The sequence below is a fragment of the Mycoplasma todarodis genome, assembly GCF_965212735.1.
Taxonomy (GTDB): Bacteria; Bacillota_I; Bacilli_A; order Mycoplasmatales; family Metamycoplasmataceae; genus Mycoplasma_K; species Mycoplasma_K todarodis_A.
In genome coordinates, this window is record NZ_CBDBYJ010000001.1 from 210,709 (window position 1) to 233,104 (window position 22,396).

Annotated in this window: 22 protein-coding genes, 2 tRNA genes and 1 riboswitch; of the genes, 18 read left to right on the forward strand and 6 right to left on the reverse strand. The window is 31.2% G+C overall.

What is annotated here, in order from left to right:
• Positions 1 to 26 precede the first annotated feature (26 nt).
• Positions 27 to 785 (forward strand): alpha/beta fold hydrolase, encoded by a 759-nt coding sequence (locus tag ACOMC1_RS01005; RefSeq protein WP_420330787.1) that lies wholly within the window; start codon positions 27 to 29, stop codon positions 783 to 785.
• Between the two features lie 32 nt (positions 786 to 817).
• Here the strand turns inward: ACOMC1_RS01005 and ACOMC1_RS01010 are convergent, their stop codons facing one another.
• The 6 genes from ACOMC1_RS01010 to ACOMC1_RS01035 form a co-directional block, all read right to left on the reverse strand.
• Positions 818 to 2,521 carry a hypothetical protein gene (locus tag ACOMC1_RS01010; protein WP_420330788.1) on the reverse strand — a complete coding sequence of 568 codons (1,704 nt, stop codon included), beginning with the start codon at positions 2,519 to 2,521 and terminating at the stop codon, positions 818 to 820.
• Between the two features lie 148 nt (positions 2,522 to 2,669).
• On the reverse strand, positions 2,670 to 4,517 hold the full coding sequence (gene lpdA / locus ACOMC1_RS01015) for a dihydrolipoyl dehydrogenase (protein ID WP_420330789.1): 1,848 nt from the start codon (positions 4,515 to 4,517) through the stop codon (positions 2,670 to 2,672).
• Positions 4,518 to 4,527: 10 nt separating this feature from the next.
• Entirely contained in the window at positions 4,528 to 5,427 is a 900-nt protein-coding gene (locus ACOMC1_RS01020; protein WP_420330790.1) for a 2-oxo acid dehydrogenase subunit E2, read from the reverse strand.
• Positions 5,428 to 5,438: 11 nt separating this feature from the next.
• Entirely contained in the window at positions 5,439 to 6,428 is a 990-nt protein-coding gene (locus ACOMC1_RS01025; RefSeq protein ID WP_420330791.1) for an alpha-ketoacid dehydrogenase subunit beta, read from the reverse strand.
• Positions 6,428 to 7,531: a pyruvate dehydrogenase (acetyl-transferring) E1 component subunit alpha gene (gene pdhA, locus ACOMC1_RS01030; RefSeq protein WP_420330792.1), complete on the reverse strand. Its 1,104-nt coding sequence runs from the start codon at positions 7,529 to 7,531 to the stop codon at positions 6,428 to 6,430. Before pdhA ends, ACOMC1_RS01025 begins: the two co-directional genes overlap by 1 nt.
• 188 nt (positions 7,532 to 7,719) lie before the next feature.
• Entirely contained in the window at positions 7,720 to 8,700 is a 981-nt protein-coding gene (locus ACOMC1_RS01035) for a lipoate--protein ligase (protein ID WP_420330793.1), read from the reverse strand.
• 74 nt (positions 8,701 to 8,774) lie between these two features.
• On the opposite strand from ACOMC1_RS01035, the gene ACOMC1_RS01040 reads away from it, so the two are divergent.
• From ACOMC1_RS01040 to ACOMC1_RS01120, 17 genes are all read left to right on the forward strand, one after another.
• Positions 8,775 to 9,617, forward strand: coding sequence for a hypothetical protein (locus ACOMC1_RS01040; RefSeq protein WP_420330794.1), 843 nt, complete (start codon positions 8,775 to 8,777; stop codon positions 9,615 to 9,617).
• Positions 9,618 to 9,677: 60 nt separating this feature from the next.
• On the forward strand, positions 9,678 to 10,505 hold the full coding sequence (ylqF, locus tag ACOMC1_RS01045; RefSeq protein WP_420330795.1) for a ribosome biogenesis GTPase YlqF: 828 nt from the start codon (positions 9,678 to 9,680) through the stop codon (positions 10,503 to 10,505).
• Between the two features lie 75 nt (positions 10,506 to 10,580).
• Positions 10,581 to 12,419, forward strand: coding sequence for a tRNA uridine-5-carboxymethylaminomethyl(34) synthesis enzyme MnmG (gene mnmG / locus ACOMC1_RS01050; RefSeq protein WP_420330796.1), 1,839 nt, complete (start codon positions 10,581 to 10,583; stop codon positions 12,417 to 12,419).
• Positions 12,409 to 12,843: a 23S rRNA (pseudouridine(1915)-N(3))-methyltransferase RlmH gene (locus ACOMC1_RS01055; protein ID WP_131613707.1), complete on the forward strand. Its 435-nt coding sequence runs from the start codon at positions 12,409 to 12,411 to the stop codon at positions 12,841 to 12,843. Before mnmG ends, ACOMC1_RS01055 begins: the two co-directional genes overlap by 11 nt.
• Before the next feature lie 113 nt (positions 12,844 to 12,956).
• Positions 12,957 to 14,927, forward strand: coding sequence for a cysteine--tRNA ligase (cysS, locus tag ACOMC1_RS01060; protein WP_420330797.1), 1,971 nt, complete (start codon positions 12,957 to 12,959; stop codon positions 14,925 to 14,927).
• Positions 14,928 to 14,979: 52 nt separating this feature from the next.
• The gene (gene rlmB, locus ACOMC1_RS01065) at positions 14,980 to 15,651 is read left to right on the forward strand and encodes a 23S rRNA (guanosine(2251)-2'-O)-methyltransferase RlmB (protein WP_420330798.1); all 672 of its coding nucleotides are present in this window, start codon (positions 14,980 to 14,982) and stop codon (positions 15,649 to 15,651) included.
• A gap of 13 nt (positions 15,652 to 15,664) precedes the next feature.
• Positions 15,665 to 16,201, forward strand: coding sequence for a hypothetical protein (locus ACOMC1_RS01070; RefSeq protein WP_420330799.1), 537 nt, complete (start codon positions 15,665 to 15,667; stop codon positions 16,199 to 16,201).
• 51 nt (positions 16,202 to 16,252) lie between these two features.
• Positions 16,253 to 16,396 (forward strand): 50S ribosomal protein L33, encoded by a 144-nt coding sequence (gene rpmG / locus ACOMC1_RS01075; protein ID WP_420330800.1) that lies wholly within the window; start codon positions 16,253 to 16,255, stop codon positions 16,394 to 16,396.
• Complete coding sequence (gene secE / locus ACOMC1_RS01080) at positions 16,397 to 16,654, forward strand: preprotein translocase subunit SecE (protein ID WP_420330801.1); 258 nt, start codon at positions 16,397 to 16,399, stop codon at positions 16,652 to 16,654.
• The gene (gene nusG / locus ACOMC1_RS01085; protein ID WP_420330802.1) at positions 16,655 to 17,212 is read left to right on the forward strand and encodes a transcription termination/antitermination protein NusG; all 558 of its coding nucleotides are present in this window, start codon (positions 16,655 to 16,657) and stop codon (positions 17,210 to 17,212) included.
• Positions 17,213 to 17,323: 111 nt separating this feature from the next.
• Positions 17,324 to 17,998, forward strand: a complete 675-nt coding sequence (locus ACOMC1_RS01090; protein ID WP_420330803.1) for a hypothetical protein — start codon at positions 17,324 to 17,326, stop codon at positions 17,996 to 17,998.
• 138 nt (positions 17,999 to 18,136) lie between these two features.
• Positions 18,137 to 18,220 (forward strand) — tRNA-Tyr (locus ACOMC1_RS01095).
• 3 nt (positions 18,221 to 18,223) lie between these two features.
• Positions 18,224 to 18,298: transfer RNA gene (locus ACOMC1_RS01100), tRNA-Gln, on the forward strand.
• Positions 18,299 to 18,530: 232 nt separating this feature from the next.
• On the forward strand, positions 18,531 to 20,045 hold the full coding sequence (locus ACOMC1_RS01105) for an APC family permease (RefSeq protein ID WP_420330804.1): 1,515 nt from the start codon (positions 18,531 to 18,533) through the stop codon (positions 20,043 to 20,045).
• 150 nt (positions 20,046 to 20,195) lie between these two features.
• The gene (gene rplK, locus ACOMC1_RS01110) at positions 20,196 to 20,783 is read left to right on the forward strand and encodes a 50S ribosomal protein L11 (protein WP_420330805.1); all 588 of its coding nucleotides are present in this window, start codon (positions 20,196 to 20,198) and stop codon (positions 20,781 to 20,783) included.
• Positions 20,783 to 21,472, forward strand: a complete 690-nt coding sequence (rplA, locus tag ACOMC1_RS01115; protein ID WP_420330806.1) for a 50S ribosomal protein L1 — start codon at positions 20,783 to 20,785, stop codon at positions 21,470 to 21,472. Before rplK ends, rplA begins: the two co-directional genes overlap by 1 nt.
• A 62-nt stretch (positions 21,473 to 21,534) precedes the next feature.
• Positions 21,535 to 22,044 (forward strand): adenine phosphoribosyltransferase, encoded by a 510-nt coding sequence (locus tag ACOMC1_RS01120; RefSeq protein ID WP_420330807.1) that lies wholly within the window; start codon positions 21,535 to 21,537, stop codon positions 22,042 to 22,044.
• A gap of 127 nt (positions 22,045 to 22,171) precedes the next feature.
• Positions 22,172 to 22,334, forward strand: a riboswitch (Lysine riboswitch).
• Positions 22,335 to 22,396: the final 62 nt, after the last annotated feature.

Genomic DNA, 22,396 nt, shown 5'->3' on the forward strand with positions numbered 1-22,396 from the left:
ATATTGATAAGTGCTAAAATTAAGTTATGGAAAAAATATTTAAAATTCATGAAGATAACAATAAAAAGAAGGTTGTATTTTTACACGGTTTCAATAGTAATGGTAATTTCATAAGTCCTTTATTAAAGTTGGAAAGAAATTATGACATACTTTCTTTTGACTTTCCAGGATGTGGTAGCGAACCAGCTGGAGAAGAACCTATAACTATTGAGAGTTATTCAAAATTTGCAATTAATAAAATAAATTCACTTACCGAACCTTTTATCCTAGTCGGACATTCATTGGGCGGGGCTGTTGCAATGAATATAGCTAACCATCCATTGGTATCAAAAGTAGTATTATTAGCTCCATTAAACCCATTCGCATACAAAGAGGGTATAGAATCATGGTTATTACCAAGAAACACTCAGGACGCTCTAAATTCAATGGAATCATTGGTGGGTAATGATCAGAAAGATTTATATTTCCAGAATATTATTAATACAGCTGGAACTTTCTTCAAAAACACATTACCCAAAATGGATATATTTCAAAAGGTTGTTTTTGAACAAATAACAAATGAAAAATATCTAAAAGAAACGCTGATGGAAAAATACTTATCAAACCAAAAGGAAACTCTTTTAATACAAGGTGATATAGATAAATTTGTAATCAAAGAAAGTTCAGATCAAACATGCAAAACATTTAAATTCAGAAAAATTATTTTAAAGAATACTGGACACTCTATTGTTTACGAAAGAGAAAATGAAATCAACACAATTCTTAATTCAATTAATATTGATTAATGTATAAAAAAATCACTTATGTGATTTTTTTGTTATTGCTTTTTACGTTTTTTAATAAATAAGACAGTTGCTATAAGTATTCCTATAATAACGATTGATGCAATTGAAATACCTAATATCACACCTAAATTAGAATTATTATTTTTATTGGGTTTCTCAACTTTTTTATTTGAATCTTTGACAACTTTTTTATCGATTACTTTAGGCTTTTTCTTCTCAGCAACAATAACTTTTTTTGTATTGTCTTTTTTCTTGGATTTGGTTTTTTTCTTATCAATTACAACCTTGTTTTTAGAGGTGTCTTTTTGTTTTGGTTCGGGTTTCTTTTTATCTGCGGGAATTTTGTTATTGACCTTTTCTTTAATTTTTGGTTTCTCTAATTTGATGTGATTTGCATCATCTAATATTTTTTGTATTTTAGGTTCTGCATCCGCGTAAGTTTTTTCTGTTTTTTCCAAATCAAGTTCAAGATCTGATTTACCCTTAATTACCTTAGTTCAAGTTCTGTCGTATTTTTTTATGTGATCTATTGAAGTCTTTAACTCAATTTTAATAGTTCCATCTTTATTGGAAATTATTGTTATTTCATTTAAGTTAAAAGACATTTTCTTTTCGAAGAAACGAACCCCAAATACTTCTTGTATTTTATCAATCTTAGATTTTATATTTTGTAAAGAATTAATGGAATCTGCAATATCAGATACTTTTTGCTTACCTTGATTCACCATTCAAGCGGAATCCAATAAAGAATCAACCAAGGGATAAAAAATACCCTTTCTTAATTCTGCTTTTGCAACATCTTTAGCAATTCTGATTCTCTCTAATTTTTTACGCTCTCTTTCAAGTATTTTAGCTAATGCCTCAGTTAGAGAATCGTTGTAATTCTTTTGAGCTTTTAGAAACACATCAACTTGATCATTATATTCATGAGTTAGTCTTTCAGCTTTTTCTTGTTTTGTTTCTGGTTTTGTTCAAGATTTACCTTTTGCAGCTTCTGCATCAGTTTTACCCTTTATTGTAATGTTGATTTCTTCAATTGGATTTGTTGCATATTTTGTAAAGAGTTTTAATTTTGCGTTTATATTTCCGTTTGCACCATTGGTTAAAGTAACTTCATCAATTGTTGTTCCTTTTTTAGTTTCTGGCAAAACAATTCCTGTATATTCTTCTAATTTTCAAAGTTGGAATTTAGATTCTTCTAAATCATTTATTTCTTTAATAAATGTAGAGTTTTTAAGGTTACCTTGATTAATAATCTTTAAGTCTTTTGCTAGGGATTTGATATCTTCTCTGTTTTTGATTTGTTGAGCATCAATTTCTTTTTGAGAAAGAACTTTTTTATCTGAATCAATCTTTTTCTTATTATTATCAAGTTCTTTTTTAAGTTTTGTTAATTTCTCTTTTGATAAAAGAGCTTTTTCTTTTGCGTTTTTTATAAAGTTATATCTTTTAGTGGGTTCCATTCCTTTGGAAGTGTTGAAAGATTTTCTGTAATTATCAGCATCTTCATTTGCTGTATCTAATGCCTTTTTAAATTTTGATAAAACTTCACTTAAAGAATTTGAATTACTTGAGTAAGTAGTATAGATTGAGTGGTTAGAATAAACGATTTTATTTGAAATGTTATTAGTATTATTGATTGTTTCGGAGTTTGAAGAGAAGCTTAATGCTACTGCTGTCGGTACGATAATGCATGAGGCAATACTTGTTGATAAAAATAGTTTTTTCTTCTGCATTTCTCTACTCCTATTGCGATTTTGTTTGTTAAAAACAATGTGTGCGTTTCCTTTTATAGTTTATCATATGGAAAACATTATTTTGTGGAATAGGTGGAAATATAAAATAAAAAACCACTAATGCGGTTTTTTTAAGTTTAATATTACTTTAATTATTATTTACTTTTTCCAATGCTAATACAGCTTTTCTAGCTGCTTCTCAAATGATTTCAGAAACAGTTGGATGAGGATGTATTGTGTTTGCAATTTCATGTACAGTCATTTCAGAATCAGTTGCTAATGTTATTTCAGTAATCATATCAGTTGAATGTTTACCAACTAAATGAGCACCAATTACTTCACCGTATTCTTTGTCAACAATAAGCTTTATGAATCCTCTTTCATCACCATCAGCAAGAGCCTTACCAATTGTTGTCATTGAACCTTTAACAATTATGTAATTTAAGTTTTGTTCTTTTGCTTCTCTTTCAGTTAAACCTACAGCAGCAACTTCTGGATGTGTATAAATACATGAAGGAGTTGTTTTTGCGTTTATTGGAGAAGTTGGTTTTCCATTAATGTGATTAGCAGCTACAATCGCATGTTTGTATGCAACATGAGCAAGCATAACTTGACCTGTTACATCACCGATTGCATAAACACCTTTTACATTTGTTCTATTCTTATGATCTACAACAACGTTTTTACGTTCTCCAATTTTTATACCTGCTTCAACAAGTCCTGGGACTAATAACGGTTTTCTTCCAACTGATTGCAATACAACATCTGATTTCAGTTCATATTCTTGCCCATCTTTTTCATAGATAACAGCTTTGTTGGCATATTTTTTAACGTTAGCAGAAGTTATGATTTCTATCCCTGATTTCTTAAAGTCTTTTGTGATTTCTTTAATTACATCTTCATCTAGAAGATGGAGTATTTTATCTAGGTTTTGTAAGATAGTAACTTTTGCACCACTAGTAGAAAATACTTGCGCAAATTCTGCTCCTATGACTCCTCCTCCAATTATTGTCATTGTTTTTGGAAGTTTATCTAAATTAATCGCTTCTTTTGAAGTAAGGACTTCACCTTTTTTATAACCTTCTTCAAATCCTTCTAATGGTAGACGATTCGCAGTTGAACCGGAAGCAATGATTATATTAGTTCCTCTATATACTTTTCCATTAACTTCAACCTCATGAGCACCAACCATTTTGGCTTCACCCATCAATGTCATTGCATTATTAGATTTCATCAAGAATCTAACTCCATCAGTTAATTTTTTAACAACTTCCATCTTTCTTTTTTGCATCGCAACTCAATCTGGTTTTAAATCATGGATATTACCTTTTATCCCGAATTTTTCTAATTGCATTGCGTATTCATAAACTTCTATTGATTTGATTAGTGTTTTTGTGGGAATACATCCAACATTTAAACACACTCCTCCTCAAAATTCTTTTTCAATAATAAGTGTTGATTTACCAGCTTTAGCAACTTCTTCAGCAGCTAAATAACCACCTGGTCCAGAACCTATAACAATTACATCAAATTCTTTATCAATATCACCTTTGAATGCTAATCCTTCTTCACCAACATAACTGTGTGGAACTTTCTTTTCTTTTGATTGGGGTGCATCATTTTCTTTGACATTGTTAGGTTGCTTGCTTGTTTTAAATTTATCAAATGAGAATAAATCATTTGAAACTTTTATAGAACCAACAACACTTGCTCCACCTTCTTCTTTCTTTTCTTCTTCTTTGGTTTCAACTTCTTCAACAACTTCTGTTTCGAAATGAACTGTATCATCCCCAACATGAACTGTTTCACTTGGTTTGATTAAAACTTGTGTTACTTTTCCTGAAACGGGAGAAGGGATATCGGAAGTCATTTTATCTGTTTCCACAGAGAATAAAGAATCCCCTTCTGAAACTTCATCCCCAACTTTTACATAGACTTCCCCAACTACACCCTCATGTAGACCTTCACCAATATCTGCGAATTTAAATTTATACATTTCGTTCTCCTTAATACACAGCTAATAACATAGCTGGTTTTTCTAGTGATAGTCTAATATCGTATGCGAATCTTCCGATGTCTGCACCATCGATTCATTGGTGGTCTCCTGCAGTTGTTAAGTGAAGTACTTTTCCAGGAACTACATTTCCATCTTTGAAATAAACCTTATCTTTAATTGCTCCAACACCAGTTATTGCTAAGTTTGGATGATTTATAACTGGAACTCCATATAAAGCGTCAACAGAACCGTAATTTGTAATTGTATATGTTGACCCTCTTAATTCAGAAGGTTTGATTGACCCATCTTTACATGCTTTTGCAAGTCTTTCTATTTCTTGTGCAATTTCCACAAGAGAAAGTTGATCAGCATTTTTAATAACTGGAACCATAAGTCCTGATTCAGTATCTACTGCAATACCCATGTTTATATCTTTTTGATAAACAATCTCTTCTGTTTGTGGATCATATTTTGCATTAAATATTGGATATTTTTTCAATGCCTTAATTGTAGCCATAACTACAAATGGTAAGAATGTAATTTTTGTTCCTGTTTCATTCAATACGTCTTCTTTGATTTTTGATCTAAAGTCTCATAATTCAGTTGCATCGATTTCATTTACCAAGTTAACATAAGCAACATTGTTTCATGAGTTTTTTAATGCTTTTGCAATTCCCTTTCTCATTGGTGAAGGTTTAATTCTTTTGTCTTCCATGACGCTTTTTCTCTCAATAGAAGAAACATGATTTTCTTGTCTTGTTTCTTGCTTGATGTTTCCGTTATTTTTAAAATCTAAAATATCTTGTTTAAGAATCCTTCCATTTGGACCTGTTCCCATAACTTGTGTTATATCTATACCCTTTTTATTTGCCATAGCTCTAGCTACTGGTGTTGATAATATTTTTTTCATATCTCTCCTTATTAAGCTTTAAAAGCTACTACTTCCTTGATTTTTGCTGCAATTTTTTCAGGGCTAACCATATGGTGTTTTTCACCTGTTGCTAGAGGTATTGTTATGTCATAACCTGTAACTCTTGTTATTGGGGCTTCAAGATATTCAAATGCTTCTTCATTAATACGAGCAATTATTTCAGAAGAAACTGAAAATGATTTGACAGCTTCATGGGCAATAACCATTCTTCCAGTTTTCTTAACTGATTTGATTAGTGTTTCAGTATCTATTGGTGAAATTGTTCTTAAGTCAATTAACTCAACATCAATTTCAGGATTTGATTTCATCAAGTCTTCAATTGCTTTGATGGAATCGTGAACTTGTGCTCCGTAAGTAACTAAAGTAATTGAATTACCTTCTTTGATAACATTCGCTTTACCTATTTCTACTTCATACATTCCATCTGGAACTTCTTGTTTGAAAGCTCTATAAATCTTTTTAGATTCTAAGAAGACAACTGGATCTTCTTCTTTTATTGCTGCAAGCATCATACCCTTCATGTCATATGGGTTTGAAGGCATCACAACTTTAACACCTGGGATGTGAGCAAATATTGCTTCGATTGCTTCTGAGTGATGCTCTAATGCTCTAACTCCTCCACCCATAGGCATACGAACAATTAAAGGACAAGTGTATCTTCCTCTTGATCTACTTCTGATTCTAGCTGCGTGTGTAAATAATTGTTGTAGTCCCGCATATGAGAAACCTTGGAATTGCATTTCAACAATTGGTCTCATTCCAGCGATAGCTAATCCAACTCCTGTCCCCACTATAGTTGCTTCTGAAATTGGTGAATCAAAAACTCTTTCTGGACCAAATTTCTCTTGTAATCCTTGTGTGGCACGGAATACTCCACCTTCAAATCCGACATCTTCTCCAAATACAACAATTCTTTCATCTGCTTTCATTGCGATTTCAAGGGCGTTTGTTAATGCCTCAATATTATTTAGTTTAGCCATTATTTACCCCCTTCTTTGGAATCTCATTTAAGAGCTTCTTCTTTTTGTTTTTGTAATTCTGGAGTTAGTTTTTCAAAAGTATAATCAAATACATCATCAACAGATGTTTTATTCAGCTCTAATGAATCTTGATAAGACTTTTTAACTTCTTTTAATTTACTTTCTCAAAGTTCTTTGTCTTTTTCTTCAGTTCAAATACCTTTAGAAATTAAGAAGTTTTTAATACGATGCATTGGTTCTCATTTCTCTGCACGTTCTTCTTGTTCTTTTGTTCTGTAAATACGTGGATTATCAGAAGTTGTGTGAGGACCTTGTCTTCAAGTTATGAATTCAACTAATATTGGACCATTACCTTCACGTGCATATTCAACCGCTTCTTTAATAACTTCTGCTGATGCAAGTAAGTCATTACCATCTACACGAAGTGCAGGAATACCCGCTGCGACAGCTTTGGCAGCTAAAGTACCAGCATTTGTTTCCATCTTTGTTGGTGTTGAGATTGCTCATTGATTATTGTTAATGCAGAATACTGCAGGTCATTTATGAACACCCGCTATATTCATTGCTTCATAGAATTCACCTTCCGATGTTCCTCCATCACCAATGAAAGTAAGTGCAACCGCTTTTTTCTTTTGTTGTTTTAATGCGTATGCTACTCCAGCAGTATGAGAGTATTGTGTCGCAATAACAATGTTGATTGGGAAAACATTTACATCTTTTGGAATTATGTTTCCTTTTTCATTTCCGTTTCAATATAGGAATTGGTTAATTAAAGGAACACCCTTCATTAACATTGCTGCATTATTACGGAATGAAGGTATTAATCAATCTTCTTTCTTTAAGCTAAGTGCAGCAGCAACTTGCAATGCTTCTTCACCAAAGTTTGGTGCAAATGTTAACAATCTACCTTGTCTTTGTAGTTGTGTCATATAAGTATCTTGTTGTCTTGATAAAACCATATACTCATACGCTTTCAATAAATCTGCATCAGATGTTTCTAATTTAATTTTTGGATCTGTTAATTTTCCATCAACATCCAAAAATCTGAAGTAATCTTTCTTATCTAATCAAATTTTCTTTTTGTCTATAAATCTATATTTCATATCTCTCTCCTTATGCCATATTTATAATTTAGTAATTTCATAATTTTTACTTTTTCTTAATTAATAAAAAACCATTACTTTAAATCACCAATATAGATAGTTATATCTTTTTAATATTTGTATATACAACTATCAATTAAATTATACTCCTCCTTGAATAATGGATTGAAAAAAACAAGGGCATTCCCTTATTTTTCTCCACTTATTACTTCTATTAGATTTTCTAAAGTTAGAGATCCAAAGTATTCCTTTAAATTAATAGTTTTTAATACTTCTTCAATTGATTTCTTTGTAAAGTTAGTCCCATTCAATAAATTACACACGTATTCAACATCTTTTAAAGATAAGAAATCACCATGAATTTTTAAATCAGATATCTTTCCTGAGATAACATTTAACGAAACGGAAATATTTCCTCCATCAAATTTAATTTTGTTATTAATTTTTGCATCTGGTGATTTTCCATAGATTCATTCATAAGTCATCATTTCTTTAGACATTTCAATTGCATTATCAATTATATGTTGGGGTATTTCATGCAATTGTCCATTCCCATTTTCTTCAAAATACTTAATTAATTCTCTAACAAAATCATCTGCATTCATCTCTGTTTCGATGTGTTCTTTTATATTTGTAACACGCATCCTATTTGATTGAATACCTTTTGCTTCAAGTTTATGTTTATTAGTTAAAAGAGCTTTATTTAAAACGGATAAATCTGCATTGAATAAAAGGGTTCCATGAGTTGCTAAGTTATCTTCTAAAACAAACTGAGCATTACCTGAAATTTTCATTCCATCAACTAACACATCATTCCTTCCGTGGAATGTTGCGTTAACTCCTAGTTTATTCAAAAATCCAATTATTGGAGTTAAGAATTCTTCATAAGAAACTCTTTTATCCCTATTGGTCATTAGTGAAAAAAGAATGTTTCCCATGTCGTGGTAAACAGCTCCACCACCTGAATGTCTTCTTGCTACCTTGATATCTTTTTCTTTAACGAATTCTTCATTTATTTCATTAAAAATATTTTGATTTCTTCCGATGATAATCGCATTATCATTCAATCATAATAAGAGGATATCCTCTTCTGTTTTTTCTTTAAGTAAGTTATATTCGATTGACTGGTTTATATAGGGTGAATGTGATTTAGATAAATATATTTTCATATTAAAATTATATACCTGCTCATAACTAAAAGGTAAACTACACATTTAAAACTATTTTGGACTATAATTTCTTTATGAAAATAACAAACTTCAAAAACAAATTTAATTACAAATACTTTATTCCATTTGTATTTATGGTTTATGTGATCATTTTTGCTTTTTGCGATACTTATTTAATCCCCTTCAAAACTATTTCAGGTCCTGCGGGTGCTGGATTAGAACCAGGAACAAAACCTGGGATTGCACAAGTCTATGGATTTTGAGAACCATGGGATAAACTTTCTTTAATTTTCTACTTCACTATTCACAGTAATATTTTTGTTATGGTTTATATGTTTCTTAGAGCATTCGGTTTAATTGATCCTAGAAAAGGTAAACATGCCAAAAGATTTCAAATGATTGTAGCAACTAATATATTTGTAACTTTCTTAGTTTATTGAACTATATTAGCTCCTATAGATATGATTTGACATACTCCTGCCAAGATAATAGATAATCTTCAACTTCACTTCATCGCTCCATTAATTATGTTTGTTGCTTTTGTCCTTGAAACATCAAGAAGAAAAGTAAATAAAGAAAATATTAAGTTACCATATAAAGAATTATTATTTGCCTTAATATTCCCGCTGATTTGATTAATCATGGCTATAGTTCTGTATTATGCAACAAGAAGCAAATTACTAATTACTTTCAAATATAATGACGGAACAAAACATGCCTTTATATATACATTTGGTATAGCTATTTACCCATTCTTGGCATTTGACATCGTTCCTGTATGATTGCCAATAGTTTCATTAGTGGCTGTTTGTTTATTAGTGACTATTGTTTCAAGTTTAATAGTTGTTGCCAGCAACCACGATTCTTGAATTTATAAGGTCAACGACAAGATTAAAAACATATTTAAAAGACAATAGAATAAACCTTTTTAAACACACTAATCATTGTGTGTTTTAATAATGTATAATAAAGGCACTATGATACAATGATTCCCCGGACATATGGCGAAAGCCCTTAATCAATTAAGAGAAAAACAATCACTTGCAGATCTTTTTATAATTGTTCTTGATTCACGTGCACCAATCTCTTCATATAATGCAGAGTTTGATGATATTGCACCTCAAAAACCAAGACTTTTCGTAATTACTAAAAAAGATTATGCTGATGAAAACAAACTATCTAATATTGTTGAACACTATAGGAATGATGTTGATGACTGTATAGTTGTTAACCTTAAACAAAAAGCAGCTGCTAAACGTATTGTTAAAAAAGCTGAAAAGATGCTTGAAGCAAAACGTTTAAGAGATACAAACAGAGGTATTCTTAAACCAAGACTTAGAGCATTTGTTGTTGGAGTTCCAAACGCTGGTAAATCAACATTAATTAATGCACTTGCAAATAAACCTTCTGCAAAAGTAGGAAACATGCCGGGTGTAACAAAAGGTCAACAATGAGTAAACACAGGGAAAATTCAACTTCTAGATACTCCAGGTATTCTATGACCTAGATTTGAAGATGAATTAACTGGTGTTAAATTAGCAATTATTGGTTCAGTTAAAACAGATGTTATTCCACCATTAGAATTAGTTTATTCAGGATATAAATTACTTACAACTTATTACCCAGAAAAACTTGAAGCAATTGGACTTAAGCCTTCTGATGATACTAAAGAAATTTATTCAGAAATGATGAGATTCTGTGAAGTTAAAAAATTCAAGAGACAAGGTGATAAACCTGATATGGATAAAGCTCAAAGATGATTTATTAATTATCTAAGAGATTTAAAAGGTGTAACTTACGATTAATAATCAAAATACAATGAATAAAACCCAATAGGGTTTTATTTTATTTAACCTTTAATTTGATACAATTTATTCATAATGAATAAGAACTATGAAGCAATCGTAATAGGTGGAGGCCACGCAGGAATGGAAGCGGCCTTTGCTTTAGCGCACAAAAATCACAAAACAGCACTTATAAGTTTAGATAAAACAAAACTTGCTATGATGCCATGTAATCCATCAATCGGTGGACCAGCAAAAGGTATTTTAACTAGAGAAATTGATGCCTTAGGAGGAATGCAAGGTTACTTCTCAGATAAAGCAATGATCCAAATTAAGATGCTGAACGAATCAAAAGGTCCTGCAGTTAGAGCACTAAGAGCTCAAATTGATAAGGATTTATATTCTGAACTAATGTTTGAAGCGACTGAAAAATTAGAAAATTTAGATGTTGTTGAAGATATGGTTACTGAATTAATAATTGAAAATAATAAAATCACAGGTGTTAAGTTAGAAGATGGGACAATCATAACTGCAAAAGTTGTTGTAATTACTACCGGTACTTATATGGATTCTTACATCCTAAGAGGTTCTGATAAAAATGTTGGTGGACCAGACGGACAAAGAACAACTAATAAACTTTCAGAATCTTTAAAAGAAAATGGATTTGACTTAATTAGATTAAAAACAGGAACACCTCCAAGAGTATTAACATCATCTATTGATTTTTCAGAAGTAGAAGAAGAAATTCTTCCTGTTTCTGATTACACATTTTCAAATAGATCTGGTGTTAAATTAGAAAAACAAATTCACTGTTGAATTACATACACAAATGAAGAAACTCATAAAATAGTTGATGCTAATGTTAAAAGGTCATCAATGTATTCAGGACTAATTAATGGTGTTGGACCAAGATACTGTCCATCAATCGAAGATAAGATTGTTAGATTTAGAGATAAACCAAGACATCAAATATTCTTTGAACCAGAAACTAAAGAAGGGGATTTAATTTATGTAAATGGATTATCTACTTCTATGCCAATTGATGTTCAAGATCAAATGTTAAGAACTATACCAGGAATGAAAAATGCTGAAGTTGTTAAATGAGCTTATGCAATCGAATATGATGCTATTAATTCTCTACAATTAAAAAGATCATTTGAAGCTAAACATGTAGAAGGATTATTCTTCGCTGGACAAGTTAATGGAACTTCGGGTTATGAAGAAGCAGCAGCTCAAGGTTTATATGCAGGAATCAATGCTGGTTTAAAACTAGAAGGTAAGGATTCAATGGTTATTACTAGGGATGCTGGTTATTTAGGTGTTCTAATTGATGATCTTGTAACTAAAGGAACTAGAGAACCATATAGAATGTTAACTTCAAGAGCTGAGTATAGATTATTACTAAGAAACGACAATGCTGATAAGCGTCTTTCTCATCTTGGTAATCAAGTTGGTTTAATAAGTGATGAAGAATATGCAAAAGTTGTTGAAAAATACAAATCAATAGACGATGAAATCGAAAGATTAACTAATACATATCTTTCTTCTAATGCGGAATTAGCTAAGAAACACAACATAACTTCAGGACCTTCATTATTACAAGTTATTTCTAGACCTGAAATTAACCCTTCAGATGTTACTGATTTTAAATACATCCATGAATTAACTACACAAATTAGATTAAAAGGGTATATTCAAAAACAATTAACTCAAGCTAAGAAAATGCTTCGTCTTGAAAAATTAAAATTACCTGAAGATCTTGACTATGACACAATTGCTAACTTAGCAACTGAAGCTAGACAAAAATTAAATAAAGTTAGACCTACAACAATTGGTCAAGCTTCACGTATCTCAGGAATTAATCCAGCAGATATTCAAATGCTAATGTTCCACATGAACTTAAGACATAAAAAAGGAGAAGAAAATGAAAATTAATATTATTGCAGTCGGTACTCTAGGTAAAGAGTGAAAAACACTTTACAAAGATTACTTTAAGAAGTTAGGGTTTTACGCTCACGTAAGACTATCAGAGGTTAAACCAGTTAACGATAGAAATATTGAAGTTGTAAAACAAAAAGAAACAATGATTATTCAATCTCTAATCCCTAAAAATTCAAGAGTTGTTTTATGTTCACTTAAAGGTAAACAATATTCATCAGAAGAGTTTTCTGCTAAATTTACTGAAACAGATAACATCACATTCGTTGTTGGTGGATCATATGGAGTGGATGAATCTCAATTCTCAGAGAAATTAAACTTCTCTCCAATGACATTCCCGCACCAAATGTTTAGAGTTATGCTTGTTGAACAATTATTTAGAGCATTCTCAATCAAATCTGGTTCAAAATACCACAAATAATAAACTTAAATAAATGCACTTAATCTAGTGCATTTTTATTTTGTTCTTCTATTTCACTATGTGAAGTGTAGTTTTATTTGTGGTCTTTCTCTTATTTTCTTTATAATTTAAATATGTTTAAATGAAATAATAAAAAAATCGCTTATGTATCGATACTTGTAGCTGCATCTGTTGCGTTTGTAATTATTGGTTCTAAATTATTTGCGATTACAACATTCCCTTCATTTAAAGTTGCTTTCGGTGGATTACCTGTAAAGATTACCGGTTACTTATTCGGTCCAATCATCGGTGCGATTACTGGTGTTATTGCTGACTTATTATCATTTGCAATGTTGCCTACTTATTATCATCCTGCATACACCTTAATTATGGCGATGTCAGGTTTTGTTCCTGGAGTGGTGTATTTCTTCATGGTTCGAAAAGAAAGATCAATTAATACTCATTACTTTGCAACTTTAATAGTTTTAATAGTGTTGACAACAAGTGTTTTCATGGGAATTCAATTTATACCTGAAGCTACATTAGAAGCTTCTAAGTCTCCAATTAAAACAAGATGAATACTTCAATTGTTAGCTTGTGGAGGAATGGTTGTTCTTATGATTGTTCATACAGTATTAAGATTTATAAAAAAACCTAAATTATTTAAAATGGTTGCTCCAATTATTATGTTTGCAGCAATCCTTGAAGTTCACAACTCATTAATGACACCATTAGCAGATAGCCAATCATTAGGAGTTTCATATGGAGTTTCATATGTAGGTCACTTAATGACTTCACCAATCAAGATACTTTCAAACGTTGCAATTATTACTTTAACTTATAAAATTGTTGGACCGTTAATTGAAAAGAAAATGCAAAACAGTTATGGAAACGAAGGAGAAGATATGAAAAAAACAATTTATGTATGTGGTCCTACTGTATACAATAATCCACACATTGGAAACATGCGTCCAATAATTACATTTGATGTATATATTCGTTCTTTAAAAGCACAAGGTGCAAAAGTTAATTTTATTCACAACATTACAGATATTGATGACAAGATCATTAAAAAAGCTCTGGAGGAAGGTGTAACTGAGAAAGAAATTTCGAAACGTTATACAAAGGTTTATCAAACCCTACTAGAAAAAGCAAATGTACAAAAACCAACTGTGATGCCTAATGTCACTGACAATATAAAAGGAATGATTAGCTTCATTGAAGAAATGGTTGCTAATGGTTCAGCATATGAAGTTAATGGAAATGTTTACTTTGATGTAACAAGTCAAGAAAGTTATGGAGGAATTGCTAACAGAAAACTTGACGAAATGAGATTCGAAGAAGGGGAAGGTAAAAAACACCCTGGAGATTTCGCTTTATGAAAGAAAACAACTGAAGGTGTTCTATTTAATTCACCATGAGGTAAAGGACGTCCTGGTTGACATACTGAATGTGCTTACTTCGTTAGAAAATTTGGTAATGGAACTCTAAATATTCACGGAGGAGGAATAGATTTAATATTCCCACACCATGAAAATGAAAATGCTCAATTTGAATCACTTGTAGGTGCACCAATTGCTACTGAATGAAAACATACTGGACACATCAATGTTGATGGTTCAAAAATGTCTAAATCACTTGGTAATGTGAAAGATGCACTTGAATTCTTCGAAGAAACTAATCCAGCTGTTTTAAGATTATTATTCTTAACAACTTCACCAACTGCACCAATCAATTTAACAAAAGATTTAATGGATAATGTTGAGAAGAAATACAATCAATTAATTAAAGGGTTTAAACAGGCTCAAATCAAAGGTAAACTAGAAATTAAAGAAGAAACTATTTCAGAATATATTTCAGAATGAGATTTTGCAAAAGGTATGGAGAAGCTATTCGCAAACCTAAAAGGGTTCAATAGTGGAGATCAAAAAGCAGGTCAAGAATTAATGGCTAACATGCAATTACTTGGTTTAACTACAAAAGAGGATATAATCTCTAAGAAAACAAAAGTAACTTACGAAAAATGAGAAGCCGCACGTAACGCGAAAGAATATGAAGAGGCTGATAAATACAGAGAAGTATTAATTGAAGAAGGAATTATTTAAGTGTAATAAACACTAGTCAATGTGTGTATTCAACACTTGCGAAAGGAACAATATGGGAAAATTAATTTGCGGTAAAAACTCAGTGCTTGATGCACTAGAAAATAAACTACCGCTAAGTAAGGTTTATCTTCTTAAACCTACTGAAAAGAAGATTGATAATGGGATTAAAGTTCAAATCACTTCAAAAAGAGAAATGGATAAATTAACTAAAGAGAATCACCAAGGATTTATAGCGGAACTAAAAGAGTTTAATTACTACACTTTAGACGATCTATTAAGAGATAATCCTGAAAAATTCTTAATTTTAGATAGAATTCAAGATCCACATAATTTTGGAGCAATTTTAAGATCTGCAAACGCATTTGGAATCAAACACATCGTTATTGCTAAGGATAGACAAGTAGAAGTAACACCAACTGTACTGAAAGTATCATCTGGAGGATATGTGGGTGTGAAAATAATTCGTGTTGATTCAATGCAAACTGCAATCAAAAGAATTAAGGATGCGAACATTTGAATTTACGCAACAGCGCTGGAAAAAGGAACTCCTGTTAATAAAGTTACATTTAACACACCTATGGCATTAGTTGTAGGTAACGAAGGTAAAGGTGTTTCAAAACCAATTCTGAAACAATCAGATCAAAACGTTTATATACCAATGAGTGGTACAGTTCAATCCTTAAACGTTTCAGTTGCTACAGGTATCTTATTATCTAACTTATAAAGTTGGAGGCGATATGCTAACACAAAGTATTTCGGATATCAAAAAACTAAATAATACTAAAATTATAAAAACAATGCTTTTCGAATATGAAGAAGCGTTTGATTTAGTAATAGCTAATAATAGCTGATGTTTTTCATCAACCCCTTTGGAAAAAGAGGATGTGAAAAACATTTTTTTATCCAGACTTCCTGGATTTGTAAATGAATTTAAAAGTGAATATAAATTAAAACTAAAAACATTTCTTTGCATAAGGTTGAAACACACGATTTTCAATGAGTCTAGAAAATACAATACACATAAGTATAAAATCCTTAATCAAAGTACACAGTTGGAGGATAGAAAGTACAACATCCAATGTTTTACAATGCCCGATACTAGTCTTGATCTTGATTTTAGTGTTTTGACTCCTTTTGAATTTTCTGTATACCTTTCATTGTTTGAAGCAAGAAAATGTATTAGCTTTGTAGCTAGGGAATATAAGGTTTCTAGATACACTATTGAAAGAACATTAATGGAAATCAAAAGAAAAATGAAAATACAACTACAATAAAATAAAACAAATAAAACAACTTAAATTACTAATTATTGGTATAATTACCCCATGAATAGAAAAAAAGTTATACTAGCATGTGAAGTTTGTCGTTCACGTAATTATTCGACACCGAAGTCAATTACTGAAAGATTAACAAAAAATAAATTTTGCAAAAATTGTAATGCAAAAACTCTACATAAAGAGGAAAAATAAATGAGCAAGAAAAAGCCTGTAAAAGAGCCTAAGCAAAAAAAGATTAAGAAACCAAGAGAGGTTTCAAGATCAGTTGCCGCTAAAGACAACGTTAAAGGTTTTTTTAAGGAATTAAAAAGAGTTAGGTGACCTAGTGGTAGTGTTGCTTGAAAAACCTTTTGAGTTACGCTTATATTTATTGCAATCGCATCAATAGTATTATTTTTAATTACACTAGGGTTCACAACACTGTGAGACAAATGAGGAGTTGGTTTATAAATGCAAAACGAAATGAAATGATATATGGTTACAACAATTAGAGGAAAAGAAGAAAAAGTTGTTGAATCATTAAAAAATAGGGTAGTTTCTGAATCACTTGAAGAAGTAATTTCAGAATTTAAAGTGGCAATGGTTCCACACATCACACCATCAGGTAAATTCAAAGAAAGAAACATGTTCCCAGGATACATTTTTGTAAAAATGGTTATGACTAATGAAGCATGATTCATCGTACGTAATACTCAGTATGTTACAGGACTTGTTGGATCATCAGGTCAAAGAACAAAACCTACACCAGTTTCTAACTTAGAAATTAGACGTATTGATAAAGCTGTTAAACAAGCTTTCGAAGATTACAAAGCTGGAAAACTTACAGCTCCAAAATTTGAAAACGGAACAATCGTTGAAGTTATCGAAGGTGCAACAAAAGGACTTAAAGGACCTATTGTTAGCTATGATGAAGAAAGAGCTGTTGTGGTTGTTGAATTAAATCTATTTGATAGAGCAACACCTACTGAACTTTCTATTGAACACATTAAAATGCTTGATGCTGAATAATTTAAAAAATGAGTTTAACTCATTTTTTTCTATGCTATTTTAGTATTACACAATCATTCAAATCATATTTATGTCCATATAATATTTAAGAGAATATTAAAGGGAGAAAATATGAAAAATAAAAAAGTGTTATTAAGTATTTCGACAGCACTATTAACTGCAACAGCGCCAATAGTTGCAGTTGTATCATGTGGTGATAAAACTACAAGTAAAAAGCCTATTAAAAAGGATTCGAATAAAGGTATTAAAGGTGCTGTTAAACCGAAAGGAAAACAAGTATCTGAAGAAGATAAGTTGATCAAAAAATATATAGAGACACAAAATGCTGAAGTGCAACATTATAAAAAAGGAGAATTCCTTAAAGGTTCAGGGACATTTTCTACAAGTAGTAAATTAGATAAGAAAAGTATTAAAGGAAAAGGAAAGAAAAAAGATAGGACCTTTTTTGTTGTTGTTGGGATGATGTTCCAAGAAAACCAAAAGCAGTTCAAAAACTTGGATAACAAAAGTTTAATTGAAAACATTGAAGAGATTGCGAGAATTAAAGTTGGCAATGCTAAACGTAAGGATGTTGTTTTTGAATTTGTTAAAGTTCAAGGAAAATGACATTTTGCGCCTAGTTATATAAAGAAAATGGCTCCAAAATTAACTTTCCAAAATGATGCATATTGAGCTTTTGATTTATCTAAAATTGATAAAAAGTATTCTGATTTATTAAATTATACAAAAACAATTTTAGGGAAAGCACAACCTGCACCAGCAACTAAAACACATAAAATATATTAAAAATATTGTTTTTTAAAACTAACTTTTTTATTTATAGAATAGAAAAAGTTTTTAGTAAAGGTATCGACCTTTATTTTTTTTGCATAAATTACATTTTTTTAGATATAATAATTAAGCAACCTATACACTAAGCAATATGGAGGGGTAGCAAAGTGGCCAAATGCATCCGGCTGTAACCCGGCTCCGAAAGGTTCGGGGGTTCGAATCCCTCCCCCTCCACCATATTGCCCCTTGGCCAAGCGGTAAGGCATCGGTTTTTGGTATCGACATGCGCAGGTTCGAATCCTGCAGGGGCAACCATATCATCCTATTAAGGATGTTTTTTTTATGCCTTTTTTAACATTCAATAAGCAATAGTTATATTTTTTTAATATTCATATATTTTTAATATAAAAGGGTGTGTGTTATAAATAAATATATAAAAAAGATATTTTTTAATAATATCTATGTAATTGTATATTTTCAAAATCTTTAATTAATTGTTTGTGTTTTCATAAAGTTGAGATTATTTAAAAAGAATAAGGAGGTGAATATGTCAATTAAAAAAGCAAGAAAAATGGGCTTTTGAGCAGCTATATCTATGCTGATAGGTTCTGTTGTTGGGATTGGAATCTTTTTTAAGAATGGTTCAATATCAAGAATCACAGATCAAAATGGAGCCACATGATTAGCGGCGTGGATAGTTGGTGGTATTTTAGCATTGGGATTAGCCATTTCTTTTTCTGAAATAGGTACTACTAAAATGGAATCCAAAACTGAAGGAATTGCTAAATGAGCTACATTTGTTGGTGGTAAAAAAATGGGTTATTTCTCACAATTTACATATTCATTTTTCTACACGGGATTCTTTACATTTGTTTTAGGTTTCTTCGCTTCCGAAGCTACATTCCAAGGAATGGTTATAGCTGGTTGAATGAAAAGTGATGCTATACCCATTTGAGGTCATGCTTTATTTGGTTTATTCATAACTGCTTTCCTGATCTTTGTAAATGTTACATCTGTTAAAGCATCTGGTATTTTTCAACAAATAACAGTTGTTCTAAAATTCATACCATTAATTGCAGCAATTATTATTGGAGTTGGTATGGCGACATCTCATCATTATTCTGATGTAAGAAATCCTTTACATGGTTCGAATGGATTTACACATGGACAATTCAACCCTGTATTAATAATTGCGGCTCTACCTGCTGTGTTATTTGCATATGATGGATTTTTAAATGTTGCAACTATGCAAAAGAAAGTCAAGAACGGAGAGAAACAAATTCCTAAAATTCTTTTTATAGGTATGTTGATTGTTATTATTGTTAACTCATTAATATCTCTCGCTTCTATATTGCATACTGCACCTTCGGTTGATATTATTTTAAAAGATGTTTTTGGCAATCCAGTTGCGCAAAAAACTTTAGGGATAATTGTTTATATGTTTATTGCTATATCTGCTTGAGGAGTTGTTAATGGATACTCTGCAGGATACTGAGCTGCTATTGAACAGGGGATTGAAACTAATTTATTCTTCGGGATGAGATGAATGAAAGAAAAACTGGGTATATTTAAAACTACTCTTATATATGCAGCGGGAATAATAACTTTCTGAGCATCGATATTATTAATTCCTTCAATAATATTAAATACTGATTCTCTTATTGATAGTTTATCTAACTGACCTACATTCTTTATATTTGGATTATTAGCAACGATTATTCTTATTTATACAATTAAGCGTAAACATTTGAATACAACTAAAATGCATCCAATCGTTTTCTGAACCGCTTCAGTGATAGCGGTTGCGGGGATATTTGGTTCATTGATATTCTCATTAATATATTCAACAATATATATAGACTTAATTAAAAACCCTAACCAGACTTCTTCATATGGATTATTTGAACCAGGAGAAGGGGTTAAAAATTACATAGGTTCAATTATGTTCTTTGTTCAATTGGCAATATTTATAACTTTCCCAATTTTCAATAAATTACTTAAGAAAAGATTTGAAAAAACAAAAACAATAGAAACAACACCCAAAACAAACCTAAAAAAATAGAGCATTTGAGCTCTTTTTTATTTTTATTTGGTATAATAAATAAGCACTTAGTATAGTGCGATCCAATAGTGAGCGGAAGACATGCGAAATGCACTAGTCGTTATACCGCGCAGAGGACTAAAAATTTATAAAAATGAAAAGAGGTAGCTCGTGGCTAAAGAAATCACACGTATCGCTAAGCTAGAATTTAACGCAGGTCAAGCAAAACCTGGACCAGAACTAGCTGGGCTTGGAATTGTAATGCCTGAATTTACAAGAGCATTTAACGATGAAACTAAAGATAGAAATGGTGAACCTGTTCCTGTAGTAATTACAGTTTACTCAGACAGATCATTCAGATTCGAAACAAAAACAGCTCCTGCATCTTACAAAATTAAGCAAGCAGCAGGAATTAAATCTGGAGCAGCAAACGCTAAAACAGATATCGTTGGAACAATCACAATGGACCAATTAAAAGAAATCGCAGAATACAAACTTGTTGACTTAAACACAAACAAAATTGAATCTGCTATGAAACAAATTGCAGGAACAGCTAAAAACATGGGTGTTGTTGTTGAAGGACTTGTTGATCTTAAAGAAGCTCAAGCAGCAGCTAAAGAAGCAGCAAAAGATATCGCAACTGCAAACGCTAAAGAAGCAGCTCTAGAAGAAGCAGCAGCAACAGCTGTTGAAACTAAAGGACAAGCTATTGAAGTTAACGCAATCGCTCAATCAGCTGAAGAAGAAGGAGATAAATAATGGCTAAAATCTCAAAAAACGTAAAAGCGTCAAACGCTAAAGTAGATTCAACACAAATGTTAGATCTAGCATCAGCAATTAAACTTGCTAAAGAAGCATCATACGCAAAATTTGATGAATCAGTAGAACTTGTTTTCAACTTAAACCTTGACACAAGAAAAGCTGACCAACAACTTAGAGGAGCAGTTTCTCTTCCAAACGGAACAGGGAAATCAATCAGAGTTCTTGCAGCATCAGATGATGTTAAACAATTAGAAGCAGCTAAAGAAGCTGGAGCAGATATCGCAGTTGATCCACAAGAATTAACAGATATCCTTAAAAAAGGTGAATTTAACTTCGACGTTATCGTTGCAACACCAAAAATGATGATGACACTAGGTAAATTCGGTAAAGTTCTTGGACCAAAAGGTCTTATGCCTAACCCAAAAACTGGAACAGTTACTCCTAACTTAGGAAAAGCAGTTGCAGATTTAAAAGCTGGTAAAGCTAACTATAGAACAGACAAACAAGGAAATGTTCACACAATGATTGGTAAAAAATCATTCGAAGACGCAAAACTTGTTGAAAATGCTGAAACAGTTCTTGAATTAATCAAGAAACTAAAACCATCAGTAGTTAAAGGTGCATACATTCAAAACATTGTTGTTAAAACTTCAATGGGTGCATCAGTTAAAGTTAAAATCGACTAATTGATAAAAATTTTAAAGAATAAAATGCTTGCGGGCATTTTTTTCTTTATAATCTATTAGTTATGGAATTAAAAAAATATATAAGAGAAATTCAAAACTTCCCAAAAGAAGGAATTGGATTTAAAGATATCTCACCTCTTTTAGCAAATGGTGAAGTATTCAATGAAGTAATTAAAATGATGGCAGAAGAAGCAAAGGACGTTGATGTTATCGTTGGAGCAGATGCAAGAGGATTTTTATTTGGAGCACCAGTTGCTGCATTATTGAAAAAACCATTCATTATGGTTCGTAAACCAGGTAAATTACCTAGTGAAGTAATCAAGAGAAAATACGATCTTGAATACGGAACAAACGAACTACAAATGCACAAAGACGCAATTAAACCAGGTCAAACTGTTGCCATTGTAGATGACTTATTAGCTACAGGTGGTACAACTAAAGCTATTATTGAATTAGTTGAAGAACTAGGTGGAGAAGTTAAAAAACTTGTTTTCTTAATTAACTTATTATTTGTAAAACATGAACCTTCACTTTCAGAATACGAAACAGTATCATTAATAAAATACGATTAATTTCGTATTTTTTTATTGTTTTTAATGGTTAGATTTTCCTTTCAAACCCCCTTTATACTTGATTTTTTCGATAAATAATATATAATTTATATAATTGATTACAAAAAAGTAAAAGGATAAAAAACATTTAAAGATTAGAGGCGCTTGAAGCATTAGTAAATTACAGAGGGATACCAATGAAGTAATTGAAAGGGCCAAAGCAGAACGATAAGAAAAGTTATGCCTTCTTATTGTGCAATGTAGGGGAATACTTTACATTGTCTCGCTAACGCGATGGTGCTATGACAATAACTATTGATGAAGAATAAGGATAGTTGTTTAATAAACACGAAGCCTTATTCTTTTATTTGTG